The following is a 21372-nucleotide window of genomic DNA, read 5'->3' as shown; positions in this document are numbered from 1 at the left end:
GCGCAAATTACACTTGCGCCTCCTAAATTTTGGCGATTTCCGCCATAAGTATTGGATCTGTGGAGCTTGTTTAATGGCAACCGTTAACCAGTTGGTTCGTAAACCACGTAAACGTAAAGTGGCAAAGAGTGACGTTCCTGCGTTACAAGCTTGTCCGCAACGCCGCGGTGTCTGCACACGCGTATATACTACTACACCTAAAAAGCCTAACTCGGCTTTGCGTAAAGTATGTCGTGTTCGCTTGACTAACGGCTTCGAAGTAACTTCATACATCGGTGGTGAAGGTCACAACCTGCAAGAACACAGCGTAGTGCTGATTCGCGGCGGTCGTGTAAAAGATCTACCGGGTGTTCGTTACCACACAGTACGTGGTAGCTTGGATACTTCAGGCGTACAAAATCGTAAGCAAGGCCGTTCTAAATACGGTACTAAACGTCCTAAGTAAGTTAATACTGCTTAAGTCACCGTTTAGACATAATTTTTTAATACAGTAAGGCCGAGCAATAATTGTATTGTCTCGGGCGAACCTGAAGAGGATATAGACATGCCTAGAAGACGCGTAGTCGCTAAGCGTGAAGTTCTTCCTGATCCTAAACACGGAAGCCAACTTCTTGCTAAGTTCATCAACCATGTAATGGTTAGTGGCAAAAAATCTGTAGCTGAAAGCATTGTTTACAATGCACTAAACACAGTTGCAACCCGCGCTAAATCTGAAGATCCAATGGCGATCTTCGAGAAAGCACTAGAATCTATCCAGCCAATGGTTGAGGTTAAATCTCGCCGTGTTGGTGGTGCGACTTACCAAGTCCCTGTAGAAGTACGTCCAGCTCGCCGTTCAGCATTGTCTATGCGTTGGTTGGTTGAAGCGTCTCGTAAGCGTGGTGAAAAATCCATGGCTCTACGTCTAGCAGGTGAAATTCTAGATGCATCTGAGAATAAAGGTTCTGCTGTTAAGAAACGTGAAGACGTTCACCGTATGGCAGAAGCTAACAAAGCATTCTCTCACTACCGTTTCTAATAGACCGGAGCAACAAAGACAGTGGCACGTAAGACACCTATCAACCGCTACCGAAATATCGGTATCTGTGCGCATGTTGATGCGGGTAAAACGACGACAACTGAACGCGTTCTTTTCTATACTGGTTTGTCCCATAAAATTGGTGAGGTGCATGATGGTGCCGCAACAATGGATTGGATGGAGCAAGAGCAAGAGCGTGGTATTACCATAACGTCAGCAGCAACAACTTGCTTCTGGAGCGGAATGAGTAAACAGTTCGATCAGCACCGTATCAACATCATTGATACGCCAGGGCACGTAGATTTCACAATTGAAGTGGAACGTTCTTTGCGTGTTCTAGATGGCGCGGTGGTTGTGCTTTGTGGTTCTTCTGGTGTTCAGCCTCAAACTGAAACGGTTTGGCGTCAAGCAAACAAATATGAAGTGCCTCGTATGGTGTTCGTCAATAAGATGGACCGTACGGGTGCCGATTATTTCTCTGTGGTACGTCAATTAAAAGACCGTCTCGGTGCGAACGCGGTACCAATTCAAATGAACATTGGCGCTGAGGAAGATTTCCAAGGTGTTGTTGATTTGATTCTCATGAAGGCGATTCGCTGGAATGAAGAAGATCATGGGATGACTTTTACTTTAGAAGACATTCCTAGTGATCTCCTTGATGATGCGAATGAGTGGCGTGAGAAATTAGTAGAAGAGGCTGCAGAGGCGAATGAAGAGTTGATGGACAAATACCTTGAAGAAGGTGAGTTGTCTGTTGAGGATATCAAAGCCGGTTTGCGTGCTCGCACATTAGCCAATGAAGTTGTCTTGGTGACCTGCGGTTCTGCGTTTAAGAATAAGGGGGTTCAGGCTGTCCTGGACGCCGTTATTGAGTACATGCCTTCTCCTGTTGAAGTTAAGGCAATTGAAGGTACGCTTGAAGATGGTGAGACCGTCGTTACCCGTGAAGCGGATGACAGCGCACCTTTCTCTGCGTTAGCGTTTAAAATTGCGACAGATCCATTTGTCGGAACGCTAACCTTTATGCGAGTGTACTCCGGTGTACTAAAAACAGGCGATGCGGTTTACAACTCTGTCAAACAGAAGCGTGAACGTGTCGGCCGAATGGTTCAAATGCACGCCAATAATCGTGAAGAGATCAAAGAAGTGCTTGCTGGGGACATCGCTGCCGCTATCGGTATGAAAGATGTCACTACAGGTGATACGCTTTGTGACATGAAGGATGTGGTGGTACTTGAGCGCATGGAATTTCCAGAGCCTGTTATCTCGGTTGCGGTTGAGCCTAAATCTCAAGCTGACCAAGAGAAGATGGGGATTGCGTTAGGTAAATTAGCGCAAGAAGATCCATCTTTTCGTGTGGAAACACATGAAGAGACCGGGCAGACGATTATTTCTGGTATGGGTGAACTGCACCTCGATATCCTTGTTGACCGTATGCGTCGCGAGTTCAAGGTGGAGGCGAACATTGGTAAGCCTCAGGTTTCCTACCGGGAGAAAATTCGCAAAGAAGTGACGATTAATCACAAATTTGCACGTCAATCTGGTGGTCGTGGTCAATATGGTCACGTCGTAATGAAGTTGATTCCAACCGATAAGGAAGGACTTGAGTTCGTTAACGAGATTGTTGGTGGTGCTATTCCTAAAGAATACATCCCTGCAATAGAAAAGGGTGTTTCGGAGCAAATGAAAAATGGTGTGATCGCTGGTTTCCCTTTATTGGGTATCAAGGTCGTATTGTTTGATGGTTCATTCCATGATGTTGACTCCAATGAAATGGCCTTTAAAATTGCAGCTTCTCAAGGCTTAAAGAAAGGGGCAGTTGATGCTGACCCTTGCGTTCTTGAGCCTGTAATGAAAGTGGAAGTTGTTACTCCTGAAGAATACATGGGCGATGTGATGGGTGACCTGAATCGTCGTCGTGGTCTTGTACAGGGGATGGACGATTCCCCGTCTGGTAAAATTATTCGAGCGGAAGTGCCTTTGGGTGAGATGTTTGGGTATGCAACCGACGTGCGTAGCTTGTCGCAAGGGCGTGCAAGTTATGCGATGGAATTTGAGAAATACGCTGAAGCACCAGCTAGTGTGGCAGACGCGATCATCAAAAATGAAGATTAATCATCATACTTACTAATTCTTAAGGTGTATGTATCATGGCAAAGAGTAAATTCGAACGTAATAAACCACACGTTAACGTTGGTACTATCGGTCACGTTGACCACGGTAAAACAACACTAACTGCAGCACTAACTCGTGTATGTGCAGAAGTATTCGGCGGAACCGCTGTTGCTTTTGACGGTATCGATAATGCTCCAGAAGAACGTGAGCGCGGTATCACTATCTCTACTTCTCACGTAGAGTACGATTCTCCATCTCGTCACTACGCACACGTAGACTGTCCTGGACACGCCGATTATGTTAAAAACATGATCACTGGTGCTGCTCAAATGGACGGCGCGATCCTAGTATGTGGTGCGACTGACGGCCCTATGCCTCAGACTCGTGAGCACATCCTTCTTTCTCGTCAAGTAGGTGTACCTTACATCGTAGTTTTCCTAAACAAAGCTGACTTGTTGGCTGAAGACTGTGGCGGTGCGGATTCTGAAGAATACGCTGAAATGCTAGAGTTGGTTGAAATGGAATTGCGTGACCTTCTTTCTGAATACGACTTCCCAGGCGATGATACTCCAATCATCCCAGGTTCTGCTTTGATGGCATTGAACGGCGAAGACGACAACGAAATGGGTACTACTGCTGTTAAGAAACTTGTTGAAACTCTTGACTCTTACATCCCTGAGCCAGAGCGTGCAATCGACGGTGCATTCATCATGCCTATCGAAGATGTATTCTCTATTCAAGGTCGTGGTACAGTAGTTACTGGTCGTGTAGAACGCGGTATCGTTAAAGTTGGTGAAGAAGTTGAAATCGTTGGTATCAAAGATACTACGAAAACAACTTGTACTGGCGTTGAGATGTTCCGTAAGCTTCTAGACGAAGGTCGTGCTGGCGAAAACTGTGGTGTTCTTCTACGTGGTACTAAACGTGATGACGTTCAGCGCGGTCAAGTATTGGCTAAGCCTGGTTCTATCACTCCACACACTGAGTTCACTGCAGAAGTATACGTGTTGGGTAAAGATGAAGGTGGTCGTCACACTCCATTCTTCAAAGGTTACCGTCCACAGTTCTACTTCCGTACAACTGACGTAACTGGTGCTTGTGAGCTTCCAGAAGGCGTTGAAATGGTTATGCCTGGTGATAACATCCAGATGACTGTTACCCTAATTCACCCAATCGCGATGGACGAAGGTCTACGTTTCGCGATTCGTGAAGGTGGTCGTACAGTTGGTGCGGGCGTTGTAGCTAAAGTTCTAAAATAATTGATTCTTCGAATTAATTGTTAAGAGCTAGGAAAAGGCCGCTCGATTTTCGAGTGGCCTTTTTTATTTGTTGGCAAATTTTATTCTTTCAGAATTGGTTACTTGACAACCAGTTTTCGAATAGCTAATATTCGCCGTCCTTAAAAAAGGATGTTAGCTTAACAAATGTACAGTTAAGTTATCAAAACATTGTATTTGGAGTTGGAAATGCAAAGCCAAAAAATCCGTATTCGTTTGAAAGCGTTTGATCATCGTCTGATCGATGCTTCAACACAAGAAATTGTGGACACAGCGAAACGCACAGGTGCGCAAGTACGTGGACCGATTCCACTTCCTACTCGCAAAGAGCGTTACACAGTATTGATTTCTCCACACGTAAACAAAGATGCGCGTGATCAGTATGAAATCCGTACACACAAACGTGTTCTAGACATTGTTGAACCAACTGAAAAAACAGTTGATGCTCTAATGAAACTAGATCTTGCGGCAGGCGTGGAAGTACAAATCTCTTTGGGTTAATAACTCAAAGTTTTGGGGTGCGAGAACCGACTGGTTATCAGTCGGCTTATGCACATTAGTGGAATGGTCTGGAATGACCAGCCGTAGCGGGTGATAGCCCCGTACACAACTGGCAAATGAGGTAAAAAATGACTATTCAATTAGTCGGACGCAAAGCCGGTATGACACGTATCTTCAATGAAGATGGTGTATCCGTGCCAGTAACCGTCATCGAGGTTGAACCGAACCGCGTTACTCAGGTGAAAACGACAGAAACTGACGGCTACCAAGCTGTTCAAGTTACTGTTGGTACTCGCCGTTCGAGCCGCGTCACTAAAGCTGCTGCAGGTCACTTTGCAAAAGCGACAGTTGAAGCAGGTCGTGGTTTGTGGGAGTTCCGCCTGGCAGGTGATGAAAAAGAAATCAATGTTGGTGATGAACTGACTGTAGCTGATTTCGAATCTATCTCTATGGTTGATGTAACTGGTCAATCTAAAGGTAAAGGTTTTCAAGGTGCCATCAAGCGTCATAATTTCAGTATGCAAGACGCTACACATGGTAACTCATTGTCTCACCGTGCACCTGGTTCTATCGGCCAATGTCAAACACCTGGTCGTGTTTGGAAAGGCAAGAAGATGGCAGGACACATGGGCGCAGCACAAGTAACTACTCAGTCTTTAGAAGTAGTTCGTGTTGATACAGAACGTAACCTTATCCTTGTGAAAGGTGCGGTACCTGGCGCTGTAAACGGTGATGTTATTCTTCAATCAGCTGTTAAAGCTCGCTAAGAGGGGTAGACAATGAACTTGAATCTTACAGGCGCAGAAGGAACTATCGAAGTTTCTGAAGTAGCCTTTGCTCGTGAATACAACGAAGCACTAGTACACCAAGTAGTTACGGCTTACTTGGCTGGCGCTCGTCAAGGATCACGCGCACAGAAAACACGCTCTGAAGTGGCCGGTGGCGGACGCAAACCTTGGAAACAAAAAGGTTCTGGTCGTGCACGTGCAGGTACTATCCGTAGCCCTCTATGGCGCTCTGGTGGTGTTACCTTCGCTGCGAAACCACAAGATCACTCTCAGAAAGTAAACAAGAAGATGTATCGTGCAGCAATGCGCACCATCTGGTCTGAATTAGTACGTCAAGACCGCCTTGTTGTTGTTGAAGAACTTAAATTGGAAGCTCCAAAAACTAAGCTCTTCAAAGCCAAAATGACAGAATTGAATGTTGAGAATGCTTTGATTATCTCCCATGAATTGGACGATAACCTGTTTTTAGCAGCTCGTAACATTCCAAACGTAGATGTGCGTGATGCAGCGTCTATCGACCCTGTTAGCTTGATTGCTTACGACAAAGTGTTGGTGACAGTTGGTGCTCTGAAACAAGTTGAGGAGACACTAGCATGATCGGCGAACGCATTTATAAAGTTCTGTTGGGTCCACACATTTCCGAAAAAGCAACTATCGTTTCTGAAGGAAACGGTCAGTACGTTTTTCGTGTTACTGGTGATGCAACGAAACCTGAAATCAAAAAAGCTATCGAAGCGCTTTTTGAAGTCAAAGTTGAGTCTGTTCGCACGTTGAACCAAAAAGGTAAAACTAAGCGTACAGTTCGTGGTCTAGGCAAGCGTAGTGACGTGAAAAAAGCGTACGTACGTTTGGCTGAAGGCCAAGAAATTGACTTCATGGTCGCTGAATAAGGGGAGATAGGTCAATGGCTGTTGTAAAAAGTAAGCCAACGTCTGCAGGCCGTCGTCACGTTGTTAAAGTTACCAACAACGATTTGCACAAAGGCGCGCCATATGCACCTTTGCTTTCTAAAAAGAGCAAATCAGGTGGACGTAACAATAACGGACGCATCACTACGCGTCACGTAGGTGGTGGTCATAAGCAGCATTACCGTATGGTTGATTTTCGTCGTAACAAAGACGGAATTTCTGCGGTAGTTGAGCGTTTGGAATATGATCCAAACCGTTCTGCAAATATTGCATTGGTTAGATATGCTGATGGTGAGCGTCGTTACATTATCGCTTCTAAAGGTATGGTAGCTGGCAATGTTGTTTTTAGTGGTGCAGATGCGCCTATCAAAGCGGGTAATACTTTGCCTCTGCAAAATATCCCAGTTGGTAGTACCGTTCACTGTATCGAGCTTAAGCCAGGTAAAGGTGCACAAGTTGCACGTTCAGCCGGTGCTTCTGCTCAGCTAGTTGCTCGTGAAGGTCGTTACGTTACTCTTCGCCTACGTTCTGGTGAAATGCGTAAAGTCTTGACGGAATGTCGCGCTACTTTAGGTGAAGTATCAAACTCTGAGCATAGCTTGCGAGTTCTTGGTAAAGCTGGTGCTACGCGTTGGCGTGGTGTTCGTCCTACCGTCCGCGGTGCAGCGATGAACCCAGTTGATCACCCACATGGTGGTGGTGAAGGTCGTAGCAAAGGTGGTCGTCACCCAGTTACACCATGGGGTGTGCCTACTAAAGGTTACAAAACGCGCAGCAACAAGCGTACTGATAAACTTATTGTACGTCGCCGTACTAAGTAATAAGAGGAAACGACTGTGCCACGTTCACTAAAAAAAGGTCCTTTTATCGACCTTCATTTGTTGAAAAAGGTAGAGGCTGCGGTAGAGAAAAATGAACGCCGTCCAATTAAGACTTGGTCACGCCGTTCTACTATCTTCCCTGATTTTGTAGGGTTGACTATCGCTGTCCATAATGGTCGCCAACATGTTCCAGTTCTTGTAACTGAAGACATGGTCGGTCATAAATTGGGTGAGTTCGCTCCGACCCGTACATATCGTGGTCACGCTGCGGACAAGAAAGCCAAACGGTAATTAGGAGTATTAATATGAGTGAAGTAAGCGCTTCATTAAAAGGTGCTCGCCTCTCAGCGCAGAAGGCCCGTTTGGTTGTAGATCAAATCCGCGGCAAATCTGTTAGCGAAGCACTGAACATCTTAGCGTTCAGTCCTAAGAAGGCGGCAGTAATTGTCAAAAAAGTACTAGAGTCTGCTGTAGCAAATGCTGAGCATAACGAAGGTGCTGATGTTGATGACTTGCGTGTATCTACGGCGTATGTTGATGAGGCTATGACTCTGAAACGTATTAAGCCACGTGCTAAAGGCCGTGCTGACCGTATTCTTAAACGCGGTTGCCATATTACAGTTAAAGTCGCTGACTAATTAGGAGAAACCCAATGGGTCAGAAGGTTCATCCAACTGGAATACGCTTAGGGATTGTTAAAGATCATACTTCTACTTGGTATGCGAACAATCAGAACTATTCTAAGCTGTTATTAAACGATCTTCAGGTTCGTAAGTTCTTGGAGAAAAAATTGGTTCAGGCTTCTGTTTCTCGTATCGAGATTCAGCGTCCTGCTCAAACAGCTCGCATTACTATTTACACTGCCCGTCCAGGTATTGTAATTGGTAAGAAAGGCGAAGATGTTGAGAAACTACGTAATGCAGTTTCTGAGATGATGGGCGTTCCTGTTCACATCAACATCGAAGAAATTCGTAAGCCTGAAATGGATGCGAAATTGGTTGCGCAAAATATTGCTAGCCAATTAGAGCGTCGTGTTATGTTCCGTCGTGCGATGAAGCGTGCAGTACAGAACGCTATGCGTGCAGGCGCGAAAGGTATCAAGGTTCAGGTAAGTGGTCGTCTAGGCGGTGCTGAAATTGCACGTGCTGAGTGGTACCGTGAAGGCCGCGTGCCTCTACACACTCTACGCGCTGACATTGACTACGCTACTTATGAAGCAAACACAACTTACGGCATCATTGGTGTTAAAGTGTGGATCTTCAAAGGCGAAATCTTGGGCGGTATTGAGCAAGTGCGAGCTGACAAAGGCGCACAAAAGAAGAAGTCTAAGTAGGGGGTAAGTCATGTTACAACCGAAACGTACTAAGTTCCGCAAGATGATGAAAGGCCGTAACCGCGGTCTTGCCCTTCGCGGTAACCAAGTTAGCTTTGGTGAATTCGGATTAAAGTCCACTGAACGTGGTCGTATTACTGCTCGTCAAATTGAGGCGGCGCGTCGTGCAATGACTCGTCACATCAAACGTGGTGGTAAAATTTGGATTCGTGTGTTCCCTGATAAGCCGATTACTCAGAAACCTCTAGAGGTTCGTCAGGGTAAAGGTAAGGGTAATGTAGAATACTGGGTTGCACAGATTCAACCTGGTAAGATGCTTTATGAAGTTGAGGGCGTTTCAGAACAGCTAGCTCGCGAAGCGTTTGCTTTAGCTGCTGCTAAACTTCCTTTGTCCACAACTTTCGTAACGCGTACGGTGATGTAGATGATAGCAAAAGAACTGCAAGAAAAGTCTGTAGCAGAGCTACAAGCGACCTTGGTTGAGCTTCTACGTGAGCAATTTACATTGCGCATGCAGAAAGCAACTGGTCAGCTGACGCAAACTCATTTGCTTCCGCAAGTTCGCCGCAATATCGCACGTGTTAAAACCGTGCTAAATGATAAGGCAGGTAACTAAGATGGCAGAAACAAAAGCGCGTACAGCTACTGGTAAAGTAGTCAGCGACAAAATGGATAAAACCATTACAGTACTAGTTGAACGTACGGAGAAACACCCGTTGTACGGTAAGTACGTACGTCGTTCAACTAAACTACACGCTCACGATGAAAACAATGAGTGCCAGATTGGTGATACGGTTAAGGTCGTAGAAACACGTCCTTACTCTAAGTCTAAGACTTGGAACCTGGTTCAAGTTATTGAGAAAACTGCAGCTCTATAAGCTGCTTTTTCCCTCGTGAGACTTGTTATCTAACTTGATTGGAGAGCAGAAATGATTCAAACAGAATCGATGCTTGATGTTGCAGATAACAGCGGCGCAAAGCGTGTTCAGTGTATTAAAGTACTGGGTGGCTCACACCGTCGTTATGCTGCTATCGGTGACATTATTAAGGTCACAGTGAAAGAAGCGATCCCTCGTGGTCGTGTTAAAAAAGGGCAGGTTCTTAACGCAGTTGTCGTTAGAACTAAGAAAGGTGTTCGTCGTCCTGATGGTTCTGTAATCCGTTTTGATGTAAACTCAGCGGTTCTATTGAATGCTTCAGGACAGCCTATTGGTACTCGTATCTTTGGCCCTGTAACACGTGAGTTGCGAACTGAGCAATTCATGAAAATTGTTTCTCTTGCACCTGAAGTGCTGTAAGAGGGAGAGGGGACATTATGCGTAAAATCAAACGTGACGACGAAGTAATCGTGATTGCTGGTAAAGATAAAGGCAAACGCGGTACTGTTGTTAAGGTAGTAGACGAAAGCCGAGTTCTTGTTTCTGGTATCAATATGATCAAGAAACACGAAAAACCAAACCCTATGAAGGGTTCAACTGGCGGCATCGTTGAAAAAGAAGCACCTATCCAGGTTTCTAATGTAGCCATCTACAACAAGGCTACTGACAAAGCGGATCGCGTCGGCTTTAAATTGAATGAAGACGGTACTAAGGTACGTATCTTTAAATCAAACAGTGAAGCGATCGACGCCTAAGAGCGAGAATTATAGCCATGGCGAGACTTAAGCAAGTTTATAAAGATAATGTTGTATCAGCTCTTACTGAAGAGTTTGAATACAAGAATGTGATGGAAGTGCCGAAAATCACTAAAATCACATTGAACATGGGTGTTGGTGAAGCTATCGCAGACAAGAAACTTCTTGAACATGCGGTAAACGATCTAGAAGCACTTAGCGGCCAGAAAGTTGTAGTGACTAAGGCGCGTAAATCAGTAGCAGGCTTTAAAATCCGTGACGGTTACCCGATCGGTTGTAAAGTAACGCTACGTGGTGAGCGTATGTGGGATTTCTTTGACCGTTTGGTTGATGTTGCTATTCCACGTATCCGTGACTTCCGTGGACTTAATCCTAAGTCTTTCGACGGTCGTGGTAACTATAGCATGGGTGTTAAAGAGCAGATCATCTTCCCTGAAATCGATTACGATAAAGTGGATCGTGTACGTGGTATGGACATCACCATTACAACGACTGCTCGTACCGACGAAGAAGGTCGTGCTTTGCTAGCCGCCTTTAGTTTCCCTTTCAAGAAATAAGAGGTAGGAATCATGGCAAAGATCTCAATGATTCAGCGCGAAGCAAAACGTACTAAATTAGTAGCTAAGTTCGCTGAAAAGCGTGCTGCTCTAAAAGCGATCATTAGCGACGTTAATGCATCGGACGATGAAAAGTGGGAAGCAACGCTTAAATTACAAGCGCTTCCACGCGATTCATCTTCTTCTCGCCAGCGTAACCGTTGTCAAATAACGGGTCGCCCACATGGTGTTTATCGTAAATTTGGTTTGTCTCGAATCAAATTGCGTGAAGCAGCTATGCGCGGTGATGTACCAGGCTTGAAGAAAGCTAGTTGGTAAGCAAGTAGAGCGCTATCATAATACATGGCAGTGGGTGGGGTGTCTAAATACTGGACATTCTCCCCGCTGCTGTGTACTATGCGCGAGCTCTATTTGCTGCACAATGGTTTTTAATTAGGAGCTCTTTAATGAGTATGCAAGATACCCTTGCGGATATGTTCACACGTATTCGTAATGCACAGATGGCTGCAAAGACCTCTGTGAGCATGCCTTCATCAAAAATGAAGGCATCTGTCGCTGCAGTTCTACGCGAAGAAGGTTACGTAGGTGACTTTTCTGTAGACGAAGCGATTAAACCGACCCTTACTATCGAGTTGAAATACTACGAAGGTAAGCCGGTTATTGAACAAATTAAACGCGCATCTCGCCCAAGCTTGCGTCAATACAAAGGCACATCTGCTTTACCTAAAGTAGAAGCTGGCCTTGGTGTTGCGATCATCTCTACCTCTAAAGGTGTGATGACAGACCGAGCAGCTCGCGCTGCTGGTATTGGTGGCGAAGTAATCTGCACTGTATTCTAGGAGTTAGTATGTCTCGAGTTGCTAATAGTCCCGTGACGCTTCCTAGTGGTGTAGATTTAACCCTAAATGGCCAAAATGTTGTTGTAAAAGGCGGCAAAGGTTCATTAGAGTTTACTGTTCACACAAGCGTTATTGTGTCTAAAGAAGAAAATGTTATCACTTTCGCTGCCCGCGATGGTGCAAAACAAAGCCGTGCCTTAGCTGGTACTACTCGCGCTTTGGTTAACAACATGGTTGTTGGTGTTAGCCAAGGTTTTGAGAAAAGATTGCTTCTTCAAGGTGTTGGTTACCGTGCTGCGCTTAAAGGCAAAGTACTTAACCTATCTTTGGGTTTTTCACACCCAGTAGATTATGAACTACCTGAAGGCATTACAGCTGAATGTGCTTCACAGACAGAAGTCGTGATCAGAGGCATTGATAAGCAAGCCGTTGGTCAAGTCGCTGCAGAAGTTCGCGGTTTCCGTCCACCAGAGCCATATAAAGGCAAAGGTGTTCGCTATGCTGACGAAAATGTTCGTCGTAAAGAAGCTAAGAAGAAGTAGGTAAGCATTCATGAACACTAAGAAACAATCTCGAATTCGTCGTGCACGCCGTGCGCGCCTACATATTCGTGAGCTAGGTGCGAATCGTCTTACTGTACATCGCACGCCACGTCATATGTATGCTCAAGTGATTTCTCCTTGCGGTAGCAAAGTACTAGCTAGTGCTTCTACTCTGGAAGAAACTCTACGTGCTACAGCGACTGGCAACAAAGCAGCGGCTCAACAAGTCGGTACTTTGATTGCTACACGCGCTAAAGAAGCAGGTGTCACTTCGGTCGCTTTTGACCGTTCTGGCTTCAAATACCATGGCCGCGTTCAAGCTCTTGCTGACGCAGCACGTGAAGCCGGTCTAGAGTTCTAAAGGGGTAGCAAATGGCAGTTAATGATCAACAAACTAGCGACCTCCAAGAGAAGCTAGTTCAAGTAAACCGCGTTGCTAAAGTTGTGAAGGGTGGTCGTATCTTCTCTTTCACTGCTTTGACAGTCGTTGGTGATGGAAATGGTAAGGTTGGCTTCGGTCGCGGTAAAGCGCGTGAAGTCCCTCAAGCTATCCAAAAAGCGATGGAACAAGCTCGTCGCAACATGGTTTCAGTTAAACTTGACGGTGATACTTTACAGTATCCAGTTAAAGCAGTTCATGGAGCTTCTAAAGTTTACATGCAACCAGCTTCTCAAGGTACTGGTATCATTGCCGGTGGTGCTATGCGTGCAGTTCTTGAAATTGCAGGCGTACACAACGTATTGGCAAAATGTTACGGATCTACAAACCCAGTAAACGTAGTTCGCGCTACGATCAAAGGTTTGCAAGATATGAAAGCACCTGAGCAAATCGCGGCTAAACGCGGTAAGTCAGTCGATCAAATTTTGGGGTAATGTGTTATGGCGAATAATACCATCACAGTTCAACTAACCCGTAGCCCGATCGGTCGTCTTCCAAAGCACCGTGAAACAGTTAAAGGCTTGGGTTTGCGTAAAGTTGGCCAAACACGTGAGCTGGAAGATACTCCAGCAGTACGTGGTATGGTTAATAAAGTTTATTACATGGTTAAAGTAGTAGGAGAATAACATGTTCTTAAATACGCTTCGTCCTGGCGAAGGTAGCAAACATGCTCCGAAACGTGTCGGTCGCGGTATTGGTAGCGGCTTGGGCAAAACAGGCGGACGTGGCCATAAAGGTCTTAAGTCTCGCTCTGGTGGCTCAGTAAAACCTGGTTTTGAAGGCGGTCAAATGCCATTGCAGCGTCGTCTGCCAAAATTTGGTTTTACTTCACGTCAGGCAAAGTATGTTGCTGAGGTTCGTTTAAACGAACTTGCTGCTGTAAATGCTGAAGTTGTAGATTTGGCTGCTCTTAAAAGCGCCGACATTCTTGGTCATCAAATTAAGACAGCACGTGTAATTTTGTCTGGTTCTATCGACAAAGCCGTTACCGTTCGTGGTCTTAAAGTGACTAAAGGTGCTCGTGCTGCTATTGAAGCTGCCGGCGGAAAAGTCGAGGAATAAATGGCAAAGCGTGGCTCACTACCAGCTGGTGTACAAAATGGATTAGGCGAACTTTGGTCGCGTATCCGCTTTGTATTCTTAGCAATTATTGTATACCGAATTGGTGCACACATCCCTGTTCCGGGTATTAACCCAGATAGATTGTCTGCCCTGTTTAATCAAAATGAAGGCACAATTCTGAGTTTATTTAACGTATTCTCAGGGGGCGCACTCGAGCGTATGAGTATTTTTGCGCTTGGGATTCTGCCCTATATTTCTGCCTCTATTATTATGCAGTTATTAACGGTTGTGAGTCCGCAGCTAGAACAGTTGAAGAAAGAGGGTGAGGCGGGTCGTCGTAAGATTACTCAATACACTCGCTACGGCACTGTACTGTTAGCGCTTGTTCAGTCTGCCTCTATGGCAGTCGGCTTAGCGAGTCAGGGCATTTCGTTCAGTAATGGTATTGAGTTCTACGGCGTCGCCGTTGTGACTCTCGTTGCTGGTACGGTGTTCTTGATGTGGCTAGGTGAGCAAGTGACTGAAAAAGGAATTGGTAATGGTATTTCCATTATCATCTTCTCCGGTATCGTTGCTGGTTTGCCATCTGCTCTAGGTCGTTCATTTGAATCGGCTCGTCAAGGCGATATAAATATTCTTGCTCTGTTGGTTATTGGTGTATTAGCTGTTGCGACAATCGCGCTCGTTGTTTTCATCGAACGTGGTCAACGTAGAATTACAGTCAATTACGCGAAGCGTCAGCAAGGTAATAAGGTGTTTGCCGCACAAAAGAGTCATTTGCCTCTTAAAGTGAATATGGCGGGTGTTATCCCACCAATCTTCGCTTCTAGTATCCTTCTGTTTCCAGCGTCTATTGGCCAATGGTTTGGTCAAGGGCAAGGTATGGAATGGTTGCAAAATATCTCTTTGGCTCTAGCTCCTGGACAACCTCTATATGTGCTGTTGTTTGCAATCGCAATTGTTTTCTTTTGCTTCTTCTATACAGCGCTGGTGTTCAACCCTAAAGATGTGGCAGATAACTTAAAAAAATCCGGTGCTTTTTTGCCGGGTATTCGTCCAGGCGATCATACAGCTCGATATATTGATGGTGTAATGACTCGTTTGACTCTATTTGGTGCTTTATACATCACTTTAGTGTCGCTGATGCCTCAGTTCTTTGTTGTTGCGTGGAATGTTCCATTCTACTTTGGCGGTACCTCTATGTTGATCGTAGTGGTGGTTGTCATGGACTTTATGTCGCAAGTGCAAAGTCACTTAATGAGTCATCAATACGAGTCGTTAATGAAGAAATCTAATCTGACTGGTTATGGTCCAAATGGCCTAATGCGTTAGCATAGGTTGGAGTTGAACATGAAAGTACGTGCATCTGTAAAGAAAATCTGTCGTAACTGTAAAATCGTTCGTCGTAACGGTGCAGTTCGAGTGATTTGCACTGAGCCTCGACACAAACAGCGTCAAGGTTAATTGCAAGTTCGTTCGATGATAGGGTAGGGTGGTTGATTTTTCGCCTAAAGATAGGCATAATCAGCCGCCCTCATGAAAGTAAAGTGATGATTTAGATATCGTCCATAACAACGGAGTGAATTGAATGGCTCGTATAGCCGGTGTCAATATTCCTGACAATAAACATGCGGTCATTTCTCTGACTTACATCTTCGGAATTGGTCGCACACGTTCGCGCGCAATTTGCGCCGCGTCAGGTGTTGCAGAAACTACGAAAATTGGTTCTTTGAGTGATGATATCCTTGATGAACTTCGTGGCGAAGTTGCTAAGTATACTGTAGAAGGTGATCTACGCCGTGAAGTCAGCATGTCTATCAAACGCTTGATGGATCTTGGCTGTAATCGTGGTATTCGCCATCGCCGCAGTCTACCTGTTCGTGGTCAACGTACCAAAACGAACGCTCGTACACGTAAAGGCCCTCGTAAGCCTATTCGTAAGTAATATAAACGCGTTTCGCTCTAGTTGCTAAGTCCACTAGAGCTGAGCATTAAATAGGAAAGTGCAATATGGCTAAGCCAGCTACGCGCAATACCAAGAAAAAAGTCAAAAAGACGGTTGTTGATGGTGTTGCTCATGTACACGCTTCATTCAACAATACGATCGTGACTATCACCGACCGCCAGGGCAATGCTTTGTCTTGGGCTACGGCAGGTGGTTCTGGTTTTCGCGGATCTCGTAAAAGTACACCATTCGCAGCTCAAGTAGCAGCGGAACGTGCCGGTACTGTCGCACAAGAATTTGGCCTTAAAAACGTCGACGTAATGATCAAGGGCCCTGGTCCTGGTCGTGAGTCCGCAGTTCGTGCATTGAATGCATTGGGCTTGCGTATTAATAACATCACAGATGTGACGCCAATCCCGCACAACGGTTGCCGTCCACCTAAGAAACGTCGCGTTTAACTGAGGAGACAGATACATGGCTCGTTATATAGGTCCAACTTGTAAGTTGTCTCGTCGTGAAGGTACCGACTTGCAATTGAAGAGCGGTTCACGCGCTCTTGAGTCGAAATGTAAAGCAGAAACTGTTCCTGGTGTGCATGGCGCACGTCGCGGACGTCTTTCTGATTACGGCTTACAATTACGTGAGAAACAAAAAGTACGTCGTATGTACGGTGTTCTTGAAAAACAATTCCGTAACTACTACAAATCTGCTGCTCGTCTAAAGGGTGCTACTGGTGAAAACCTTCTGCAACTTTTAGAATCTCGTTTAGATAACGTTGTATACCGCGCAGGTTTTGGTTCTACACGTGCGGAAGCTCGCCAACTAGTAGGCCATAAAGGCATTCTAGTAAACGGCGCAACGGTTAACATTCCATCTTACCAAGTTAAAGCTGGTGATGTTGTGTCTATCCGTGAAAAAGCTAAGAAGCAATTGCGTATTCAAAGCGCACTAGAGCTATCTAAAAATCGTACGTCGATCCATTGGATCGAAGTTGATACAACTAAACTGGAAGCAACTTATAAAGCTGCTCCAGAACGTGCCGATTTATCAGCTGAAATTAATGAGAACCTAATTGTCGAACTTTACTCTAAGTAAGTCGGTGATTAGGATTAAGAAATAGGTGGATCTATGCAGCGTTCAGTGAGCGAATTGTTAACCCCACGCAACATTGAAGTTCAGGAATTGGGTAAAACGCGAGCTAAAGTGACGCTTCAACCACTAGAACGTGGTTTTGGTCACACTTTAGGTAATGCGTTGCGCCGAATTCTACTGTCTTCAATGCCTGGTTGTGCAATTGTTGAAGTTGAAATCGACGGTGTATTGCATGAATACAGCGCAATTGAAGGGGTTAAAGAAGATGTCATTGAAATTCTTCTTAACCTGAAAGGAGTTGCGATCGCTCTACACGGGCAAGATGAAGCAACTCTTACTCTAAGTAAAAAAGGTCCTGGTATCGTAACGGCTGGTGATATCCAGTTAGTTGCTGATGCAGAGATCGCTAACCCTGACCATGTAATTGCACACTTGGACGATACTGCTGAACTTTCTATGCAGATCAAAGTGGCTCGTGGTCGTGGTTATGAGCCTGCTGACGCTCGTGTTGCTAGCGATGATGAGACTCGTCCTATCGGTCGCTTGCAACTGGATGCCTCATTCAGCCCTGTTCGCCGTGTAGCCTACAGTGTTGATAATGCTCGTGTAGAGCAACGTACTGACCTTGATAAGCTAGTTTTAGATATCGAGTCAAACGGTACTATCGACCCTGAAGAAGCTATCCGTCGCGCAGCGACTATTCTACAACAACAGATCGCAGTCTTTGTTGCTCTTGAAAGTGAGAGTGAAGCGCCTGTAGTTGAAGAAGAGGATGAGATTGATCCAATTTTGCTACGCCCGGTTGATGATCTTGAGTTGACCGTTCGCAGTGCTAACTGTTTGAAAGCAGAGAACATTTATTACATCGGTGATTTGATTCAACGTACTGAGGTTGAGCTTCTTAAGACGCCTAACCTAGGTAAAAAGTCGTTAACTGAAATCAAAGATGTTTTAGCACAGCGTGGTTTGTCTTTGGGAATGCGTCTAGAAAACTGGCCACCAGCTAGTTTGAAAGACGATAGCAAAGTTCTAGCTCGCTAGGTCATTGTTCCCTGACCACCGTAGTTTGGTAAGGAATGTAAAATGCGTCATCGTAAGAGTGGACGTCACTTAAACCGTACTAGCTCTCATCGCAAAGCGATGTTCAAGAATATGGCTGCTTCTTTGTTCGAACACGAAGTTATTAAAACTACGTTGCCGAAAGCCAAAGAACTTCGCCGTGTTGCAGAGCCTTTGATCACATTGGCGAAAGAAGATTCCGTTGCGAATCGTCGCCTTGCCTTTGCTCGTACTCGTAGCAAAGATGCAGTAGGTAAATTGTTCTCAGAACTTGGTCCTCGTTACCAAGCTCGTCCTGGCGGTTATGTTCGCATTTTAAAATGTGGCTTCCGTGCAGGTGATAACGCACCTATGGCTTACGTTGAATTGGTCGACAGACCAGTTGCGGAAGCAGCTGAGTAACATCAGTTTGTAACAAAAAAGCCGAGCTAATAAGCTCGGCTTTTTTTGTGCCTAAAATTTGTCTCAAAAAAAAGCGGCTTAGCCGCTTTTTATGAAATAGGGCGCCAGTTAGCGCACCCCATGCCATTTAGTATTAAGCCAACATCCCTTTTAAGAAGCGACCGGTATGCGAGTTGCTGGATTCAGCCACCTCTTCCGGCGTCCCTTCAGCGATAATATAGCCTCCACCACTGCCACCTTCTGGACCAAGGTCAACAACCCAATCAGCGGTTTTTATCACGTCTAGGTTATGTTCAATGACGACAACGGTATTGCCGTGGTCTCGTAAGCGATGCAGTACCTTTAGAAGTTGCTCAATATCCGCAAAATGTAAGCCAGTCGTCGGCTCATCAAGGATATACAGTGTCTGCCCGGTATCGCGCTTAGACAACTCTTTGGCTAGCTTCACCCGCTGTGCTTCACCGCCAGACAGCGTCGTTGCCGCTTGACCCAGTTTGATATAACCCAAACCTACATCGATCAAGGTTTGCAGCTTACGGGCAATGGATGGCACGGCATCAAAGAAGTCTCTGGCGTCTTCAATGGTCATGTCTAAACACTGATGAATATTTTTGCCTTTATAGTGTATTTCTAATGTTTCGCGGTTATAGCGCTTACCTTTACAAACATCACAAGGCACATAGACATCCGGTAAAAAGTGCATTTCGACCTTAATAACCCCGTCACCTTGGCAAGCTTCACAGCGTCCGCCTTTAACATTAAAACTAAACCGGCCTGGCTTATAACCACGAGAACGCGCTTCCTGAGTGGCGGCGAACAGCTCACGCATTGGGGTAAATATACCCGTATAGGTTGCTGGGTTAGAGCGTGGCGTTCTGCCAATTGGGCTTTGGTTTATGTCTACGCACTTATCGAATAGATCTAATCCTTCAATGCGCTCATGAGGTGCTGCTTTGAGTGTGGTCGCTCCATTTAAGGCCGTTGAGGCCAACGGATACAGAGTGCCATTAATTAAGGTCGATTTTCCTGAGCCAGAGACGCCGGTAACGCAAGTCATGATGCCAACAGGAATCTTGAGGTCTACGCTGTTCAAGTTGTTTCCTGTTGCGCCAATCAAGTTCAGCGAGTGGCCATCTTTTGCTTTGTTTCTTATTTCAGGAATCTCAATCTTGCGTTTGCCCGTCAAAAATTGCCCAGTAATAGATTCCTTACAATCCATTACGTCTTGCGGAGTGCCGCTGACAATGACTTCGCCGCCGTGAATACCTGCGCCAGGGCCGATATCAACCACAAAGTCAGCGACTCGAATGGCATCTTCATCGTGCTCCACAACAATAACGGTATTACCGAGGTCCCGTAAGCGCGTTAAAGTTTCAATCAAACGCTCATTATCACGTTGGTGAAGTCCTATAGAGGGTTCATCAAGAATATACATAACGCCAACTAGGCCTGCGCCAATCTGGCTGGCGAGACGGATACGCTGAGCCTCTCCACCAGAGAGTGAATCTGCTTTGCGGTCTAGGGTTAAATAATCTAAGCCAACATTGACTAAGAAGGTAAGTCGGTCACGAATCTCTTTCAAAATTTTGGAAGCGATTTCGCCACGGGCACCGGGTAGGTCAAGCGCTTCAAAGTAGCTAAGACATTCTGCAATCGGGTAGGTCACTACCTCTGGCAAGGTTTGCTCATTAATAAAGACATTTCTTGCTGAGCGGTTAAGTCGCGAACCATGACACTCTGGACAGGATTGAGTGCTGATGTATTGGGAAAGATCTTCTCTGACGCTATCAGACTCTGTTTCATGGTAGCGGCGTTGGAGGTTAGGCAAAACGCCCTCAAACGCATGTGAGCGTATCATCTTGTCGCCGCGTTCATTGATGTAGACAAAGTCTATCTTGTCTTTTCCTGACCCTTTTAGAATCTTGTTTTGGAACTCGACCGGGATGTCTTTAAATTTCGCCTCGACATCAAACCCATAATGTTTCGCGAGAGCGGTCAGTTGTTGATAGTAGAAAATACTACGTCGTCCCCAACCTCGAATAGCGCCTTCAGCCAGCGTCAATGTATCGTCTTGGATGATTCGGTCAGGGTCGAACAGTTGGTGCGTGCCTAAACCATCACAAGTCTGGCAGGCGCCATTTGGGTTGTTAAAAGAAAATAGACGAGGTTCCAATTCCGTTAAACTGTATCCACAAACAGGGCAAGCAAATTTACTGGAGAAAATATGAACGTCTTTGTCGTCGTCCATATTGATGACTTTGGCAATGCCGTCAGAGAGCGCAAGACAGGTTTCAAAGGACTCTGCCAAGCGAAGTTGTAGGTCGTTACGAACCTTAAAACGGTCAATAACCACCTCAATAGTGTGTTTCTTATTTTTTTCTAAAGTGGGTGCGTCGTCTAAATCGACAACAATTCCGTCAATACGTGCGCGAATAAATCCCTTAGATAACAAGTCACTAAGAATATGAAGGTGCTCGCCTTTACGATCTTTCACGATCGGTGCAAGCAACATCATTTTAGTTTCCTCAGGGAGGGAGATTATCTTATCCACCATTTGTGATATGGTCTGCGCCTCAAGAGGCTCGCCATGATCAGGACAGCGTGGTTGGCCAGCTCGCGCAAACAGTAGACGTAGGTAGTCATAGATTTCTGTGATCGTACCCACCGTTGAGCGTGGGTTATGTGACGTGGATTTCTGTTCTATGGAGATCGCGGGAGAAAGCCCTTCAATATGGTCTATATCTGGCTTTTCCATCATGGATAAGAATTGACGAGCGTACGTAGAGAGGGATTCTACATAGCGTCGTTGACCCTCTGCATATAAGGTGTCGAAAGCAAGTGATGACTTTCCCGAACCTGATAAACCTGTGATCACCACGAGTTTGTCTCTGGGGATGTCTAAGTCCACATTTTTTAAATTGTGGGTGCGAGCTCCGCGTATGGTGATGGTATCCATGTGTCTCCAAATAGTGTTTTAGCAACAGAAGTTTTACATCGTTGTCGGTAGAATAACTGTCTATTTTTACAGTACTTGAAATAGA

General features: G+C 45.5%; 33 protein-coding genes. 32 read left to right on the top strand and 1 reads right to left on the bottom strand.

The window, feature by feature from the left end; translation table 11 throughout:
* Positions 1-73 precede the first annotated feature (73 nt).
* From rpsL to rplQ, 32 genes are all read left to right on the top strand, one after another.
* On the top strand, positions 74-445 hold the full coding sequence (gene rpsL, locus E0D71_RS17030; protein WP_013659444.1) for a 30S ribosomal protein S12: 372 nt from the start codon (positions 74-76) through the stop codon (positions 443-445).
* Positions 446-544: 99 nt separating this feature from the next.
* A complete protein-coding gene (gene rpsG, locus E0D71_RS17025) occupies positions 545-1018 on the top strand; it encodes a 30S ribosomal protein S7 (protein WP_133004505.1) in 474 nt (157 codons plus the stop codon).
* A gap of 21 nt (positions 1019-1039) precedes the next feature.
* Complete coding sequence (gene fusA / locus E0D71_RS17020) at positions 1040-3133, top strand: elongation factor G (protein WP_133004504.1); 2094 nt, start codon at positions 1040-1042, stop codon at positions 3131-3133.
* A 35-nt stretch (positions 3134-3168) separates the two neighbouring features.
* Positions 3169-4392, top strand: coding sequence for an elongation factor Tu (gene tuf, locus E0D71_RS17015; RefSeq protein ID WP_133004503.1), 1224 nt, complete (start codon positions 3169-3171; stop codon positions 4390-4392).
* 207 nt (positions 4393-4599) lie between these two features.
* Positions 4600-4911, top strand: a complete 312-nt coding sequence (gene rpsJ, locus E0D71_RS17010; RefSeq protein ID WP_012071937.1) for a 30S ribosomal protein S10 — start codon at positions 4600-4602, stop codon at positions 4909-4911.
* Positions 4912-5039: 128 nt separating this feature from the next.
* Positions 5040-5678: a 50S ribosomal protein L3 gene (gene rplC, locus E0D71_RS17005; protein WP_133004502.1), complete on the top strand. Its 639-nt coding sequence runs from the start codon at positions 5040-5042 to the stop codon at positions 5676-5678.
* A 12-nt stretch (positions 5679-5690) separates the two neighbouring features.
* On the top strand, positions 5691-6296 hold the full coding sequence (gene rplD, locus E0D71_RS17000) for a 50S ribosomal protein L4 (protein ID WP_133004501.1): 606 nt from the start codon (positions 5691-5693) through the stop codon (positions 6294-6296).
* Positions 6293-6589, top strand: coding sequence for a 50S ribosomal protein L23 (gene rplW, locus E0D71_RS16995; RefSeq protein ID WP_115898953.1), 297 nt, complete (start codon positions 6293-6295; stop codon positions 6587-6589). Before rplD ends, rplW begins: the two co-directional genes overlap by 4 nt.
* A 14-nt stretch (positions 6590-6603) precedes the next feature.
* On the top strand, positions 6604-7428 hold the full coding sequence (gene rplB, locus E0D71_RS16990) for a 50S ribosomal protein L2 (RefSeq protein WP_133004500.1): 825 nt from the start codon (positions 6604-6606) through the stop codon (positions 7426-7428).
* A 15-nt stretch (positions 7429-7443) separates the two neighbouring features.
* On the top strand, positions 7444-7719 hold the full coding sequence (gene rpsS / locus E0D71_RS16985) for a 30S ribosomal protein S19 (RefSeq protein WP_115898955.1): 276 nt from the start codon (positions 7444-7446) through the stop codon (positions 7717-7719).
* Positions 7720-7733: 14 nt separating this feature from the next.
* Positions 7734-8066 (top strand): 50S ribosomal protein L22, encoded by a 333-nt coding sequence (rplV, locus tag E0D71_RS16980; protein WP_133004499.1) that lies wholly within the window; start codon positions 7734-7736, stop codon positions 8064-8066.
* 14 nt (positions 8067-8080) lie between these two features.
* Positions 8081-8761 carry a 30S ribosomal protein S3 gene (gene rpsC, locus E0D71_RS16975; RefSeq protein WP_133004498.1) on the top strand — a complete coding sequence of 227 codons (681 nt, stop codon included), beginning with the start codon at positions 8081-8083 and terminating at the stop codon, positions 8759-8761.
* A gap of 10 nt (positions 8762-8771) precedes the next feature.
* The gene (gene rplP / locus E0D71_RS16970; protein ID WP_133004497.1) at positions 8772-9185 is read left to right on the top strand and encodes a 50S ribosomal protein L16; all 414 of its coding nucleotides are present in this window, start codon (positions 8772-8774) and stop codon (positions 9183-9185) included.
* On the top strand, positions 9186-9377 hold the full coding sequence (gene rpmC, locus E0D71_RS16965) for a 50S ribosomal protein L29 (RefSeq protein WP_115898959.1): 192 nt from the start codon (positions 9186-9188) through the stop codon (positions 9375-9377). It begins immediately after the preceding gene.
* Position 9378: 1 nt separating this feature from the next.
* Positions 9379-9639 (top strand): 30S ribosomal protein S17, encoded by a 261-nt coding sequence (rpsQ, locus tag E0D71_RS16960; RefSeq protein ID WP_133004496.1) that lies wholly within the window; start codon positions 9379-9381, stop codon positions 9637-9639.
* Between the two features lie 51 nt (positions 9640-9690).
* Positions 9691-10059, top strand: a complete 369-nt coding sequence (gene rplN / locus E0D71_RS16955; RefSeq protein ID WP_113875592.1) for a 50S ribosomal protein L14 — start codon at positions 9691-9693, stop codon at positions 10057-10059.
* A 17-nt stretch (positions 10060-10076) separates the two neighbouring features.
* A complete protein-coding gene (gene rplX, locus E0D71_RS16950; protein WP_115898961.1) occupies positions 10077-10394 on the top strand; it encodes a 50S ribosomal protein L24 in 318 nt (105 codons plus the stop codon).
* A gap of 17 nt (positions 10395-10411) precedes the next feature.
* Entirely contained in the window at positions 10412-10951 is a 540-nt protein-coding gene (gene rplE / locus E0D71_RS16945; RefSeq protein ID WP_133004495.1) for a 50S ribosomal protein L5, read from the top strand.
* A gap of 12 nt (positions 10952-10963) precedes the next feature.
* Entirely contained in the window at positions 10964-11269 is a 306-nt protein-coding gene (gene rpsN, locus E0D71_RS16940) for a 30S ribosomal protein S14 (RefSeq protein ID WP_133004494.1), read from the top strand.
* A gap of 128 nt (positions 11270-11397) precedes the next feature.
* Entirely contained in the window at positions 11398-11790 is a 393-nt protein-coding gene (gene rpsH / locus E0D71_RS16935) for a 30S ribosomal protein S8 (protein ID WP_133004493.1), read from the top strand.
* Positions 11791-11798: 8 nt separating this feature from the next.
* Positions 11799-12332, top strand: coding sequence for a 50S ribosomal protein L6 (gene rplF / locus E0D71_RS16930; protein WP_133004492.1), 534 nt, complete (start codon positions 11799-11801; stop codon positions 12330-12332).
* A 10-nt stretch (positions 12333-12342) separates the two neighbouring features.
* A complete protein-coding gene (rplR, locus tag E0D71_RS16925; RefSeq protein ID WP_115898965.1) occupies positions 12343-12693 on the top strand; it encodes a 50S ribosomal protein L18 in 351 nt (116 codons plus the stop codon).
* 11 nt (positions 12694-12704) lie between these two features.
* Positions 12705-13205, top strand: coding sequence for a 30S ribosomal protein S5 (rpsE, locus tag E0D71_RS16920; protein WP_115898966.1), 501 nt, complete (start codon positions 12705-12707; stop codon positions 13203-13205).
* 6 nt (positions 13206-13211) lie between these two features.
* A complete protein-coding gene (gene rpmD / locus E0D71_RS16915) occupies positions 13212-13397 on the top strand; it encodes a 50S ribosomal protein L30 (protein WP_036163144.1) in 186 nt (61 codons plus the stop codon).
* 1 nt (position 13398) lies between these two features.
* Complete coding sequence (rplO, locus tag E0D71_RS16910) at positions 13399-13833, top strand: 50S ribosomal protein L15 (protein ID WP_133004491.1); 435 nt, start codon at positions 13399-13401, stop codon at positions 13831-13833.
* On the top strand, positions 13834-15165 hold the full coding sequence (gene secY, locus E0D71_RS16905; RefSeq protein WP_133004490.1) for a preprotein translocase subunit SecY: 1332 nt from the start codon (positions 13834-13836) through the stop codon (positions 15163-15165).
* An 18-nt stretch (positions 15166-15183) separates the two neighbouring features.
* Positions 15184-15297: a 50S ribosomal protein L36 gene (rpmJ, locus tag E0D71_RS16900; protein ID WP_133004489.1), complete on the top strand. Its 114-nt coding sequence runs from the start codon at positions 15184-15186 to the stop codon at positions 15295-15297.
* A 124-nt stretch (positions 15298-15421) separates the two neighbouring features.
* Entirely contained in the window at positions 15422-15778 is a 357-nt protein-coding gene (gene rpsM / locus E0D71_RS16895) for a 30S ribosomal protein S13 (RefSeq protein WP_133004488.1), read from the top strand.
* A gap of 65 nt (positions 15779-15843) precedes the next feature.
* A complete protein-coding gene (rpsK, locus tag E0D71_RS16890; RefSeq protein ID WP_012071913.1) occupies positions 15844-16236 on the top strand; it encodes a 30S ribosomal protein S11 in 393 nt (130 codons plus the stop codon).
* A 16-nt stretch (positions 16237-16252) separates the two neighbouring features.
* Complete coding sequence (gene rpsD / locus E0D71_RS16885) at positions 16253-16873, top strand: 30S ribosomal protein S4 (protein WP_115898970.1); 621 nt, start codon at positions 16253-16255, stop codon at positions 16871-16873.
* A gap of 33 nt (positions 16874-16906) precedes the next feature.
* A complete protein-coding gene (gene rpoA / locus E0D71_RS16880; protein WP_133004487.1) occupies positions 16907-17911 on the top strand; it encodes a DNA-directed RNA polymerase subunit alpha in 1005 nt (334 codons plus the stop codon).
* A 42-nt stretch (positions 17912-17953) separates the two neighbouring features.
* On the top strand, positions 17954-18331 hold the full coding sequence (gene rplQ / locus E0D71_RS16875) for a 50S ribosomal protein L17 (protein ID WP_067020081.1): 378 nt from the start codon (positions 17954-17956) through the stop codon (positions 18329-18331).
* 133 nt (positions 18332-18464) lie between these two features.
* On the opposite strand, the gene uvrA is transcribed toward rplQ, so the two are convergent.
* The gene (uvrA, locus tag E0D71_RS16870) at positions 18465-21287 is read right to left on the bottom strand and encodes an excinuclease ABC subunit UvrA (protein WP_133004486.1); all 2823 of its coding nucleotides are present in this window, start codon (positions 21285-21287) and stop codon (positions 18465-18467) included.
* Positions 21288-21372: the final 85 nt, after the last annotated feature.

It is taken from the genome of Marinomonas sp. KMM3893, assembly GCF_004352855.1.
Taxonomy (GTDB): domain Bacteria; phylum Pseudomonadota; class Gammaproteobacteria; order Pseudomonadales; family Marinomonadaceae; genus Marinomonas; species Marinomonas arenicola.
Note: the sequence above shows the minus strand (reverse complement) of the source record. Positions and strands in the feature narration are given on the sequence as shown.

Coding starts and splice junctions, on each gene's coding strand:
- rplB (WP_133004500.1), top strand. CDS start 6,604: ATGGCTGTTGTAAAAAGTAAGCCAACGTCTGCAGGCCGTCGTCACGTT.
- rplF (WP_133004492.1), top strand. CDS start 11,799: ATGTCTCGAGTTGCTAATAGTCCCGTGACGCTTCCTAGTGGTGTAGAT.
- rpsQ (WP_133004496.1), top strand. CDS start 9,379: ATGGCAGAAACAAAAGCGCGTACAGCTACTGGTAAAGTAGTCAGCGAC.
- rpsE (WP_115898966.1), top strand. CDS start 12,705: ATGGCAGTTAATGATCAACAAACTAGCGACCTCCAAGAGAAGCTAGTT.
- rplO (WP_133004491.1), top strand. CDS start 13,399: ATGTTCTTAAATACGCTTCGTCCTGGCGAAGGTAGCAAACATGCTCCG.
- rpmD (WP_036163144.1), top strand. CDS start 13,212: ATGGCGAATAATACCATCACAGTTCAACTAACCCGTAGCCCGATCGGT.
- rplE (WP_133004495.1), top strand. CDS start 10,412: ATGGCGAGACTTAAGCAAGTTTATAAAGATAATGTTGTATCAGCTCTT.
- rpsC (WP_133004498.1), top strand. CDS start 8,081: ATGGGTCAGAAGGTTCATCCAACTGGAATACGCTTAGGGATTGTTAAA.
- rpmC (WP_115898959.1), top strand. CDS start 9,186: ATGATAGCAAAAGAACTGCAAGAAAAGTCTGTAGCAGAGCTACAAGCG.
- rplC (WP_133004502.1), top strand. CDS start 5,040: ATGACTATTCAATTAGTCGGACGCAAAGCCGGTATGACACGTATCTTC.
- rpsK (WP_012071913.1), top strand. CDS start 15,844: ATGGCTAAGCCAGCTACGCGCAATACCAAGAAAAAAGTCAAAAAGACG.
- rpsL (WP_013659444.1), top strand. CDS start 74: ATGGCAACCGTTAACCAGTTGGTTCGTAAACCACGTAAACGTAAAGTG.
- rplN (WP_113875592.1), top strand. CDS start 9,691: ATGATTCAAACAGAATCGATGCTTGATGTTGCAGATAACAGCGGCGCA.
- uvrA (WP_133004486.1), bottom strand. CDS start 21,287: ATGGATACCATCACCATACGCGGAGCTCGCACCCACAATTTAAAAAAT.
- secY (WP_133004490.1), top strand. CDS start 13,834: ATGGCAAAGCGTGGCTCACTACCAGCTGGTGTACAAAATGGATTAGGC.
- rpsJ (WP_012071937.1), top strand. CDS start 4,600: ATGCAAAGCCAAAAAATCCGTATTCGTTTGAAAGCGTTTGATCATCGT.
- rplV (WP_133004499.1), top strand. CDS start 7,734: ATGAGTGAAGTAAGCGCTTCATTAAAAGGTGCTCGCCTCTCAGCGCAG.
- rplQ (WP_067020081.1), top strand. CDS start 17,954: ATGCGTCATCGTAAGAGTGGACGTCACTTAAACCGTACTAGCTCTCAT.
- rpsN (WP_133004494.1), top strand. CDS start 10,964: ATGGCAAAGATCTCAATGATTCAGCGCGAAGCAAAACGTACTAAATTA.
- rplP (WP_133004497.1), top strand. CDS start 8,772: ATGTTACAACCGAAACGTACTAAGTTCCGCAAGATGATGAAAGGCCGT.
- rpoA (WP_133004487.1), top strand. CDS start 16,907: ATGCAGCGTTCAGTGAGCGAATTGTTAACCCCACGCAACATTGAAGTT.
- rplW (WP_115898953.1), top strand. CDS start 6,293: ATGATCGGCGAACGCATTTATAAAGTTCTGTTGGGTCCACACATTTCC.
- rplX (WP_115898961.1), top strand. CDS start 10,077: ATGCGTAAAATCAAACGTGACGACGAAGTAATCGTGATTGCTGGTAAA.
- tuf (WP_133004503.1), top strand. CDS start 3,169: ATGGCAAAGAGTAAATTCGAACGTAATAAACCACACGTTAACGTTGGT.
- rplR (WP_115898965.1), top strand. CDS start 12,343: ATGAACACTAAGAAACAATCTCGAATTCGTCGTGCACGCCGTGCGCGC.
- rplD (WP_133004501.1), top strand. CDS start 5,691: ATGAACTTGAATCTTACAGGCGCAGAAGGAACTATCGAAGTTTCTGAA.
- rpsD (WP_115898970.1), top strand. CDS start 16,253: ATGGCTCGTTATATAGGTCCAACTTGTAAGTTGTCTCGTCGTGAAGGT.
- rpmJ (WP_133004489.1), top strand. CDS start 15,184: ATGAAAGTACGTGCATCTGTAAAGAAAATCTGTCGTAACTGTAAAATC.
- rpsM (WP_133004488.1), top strand. CDS start 15,422: ATGGCTCGTATAGCCGGTGTCAATATTCCTGACAATAAACATGCGGTC.
- rpsH (WP_133004493.1), top strand. CDS start 11,398: ATGAGTATGCAAGATACCCTTGCGGATATGTTCACACGTATTCGTAAT.
- rpsG (WP_133004505.1), top strand. CDS start 545: ATGCCTAGAAGACGCGTAGTCGCTAAGCGTGAAGTTCTTCCTGATCCT.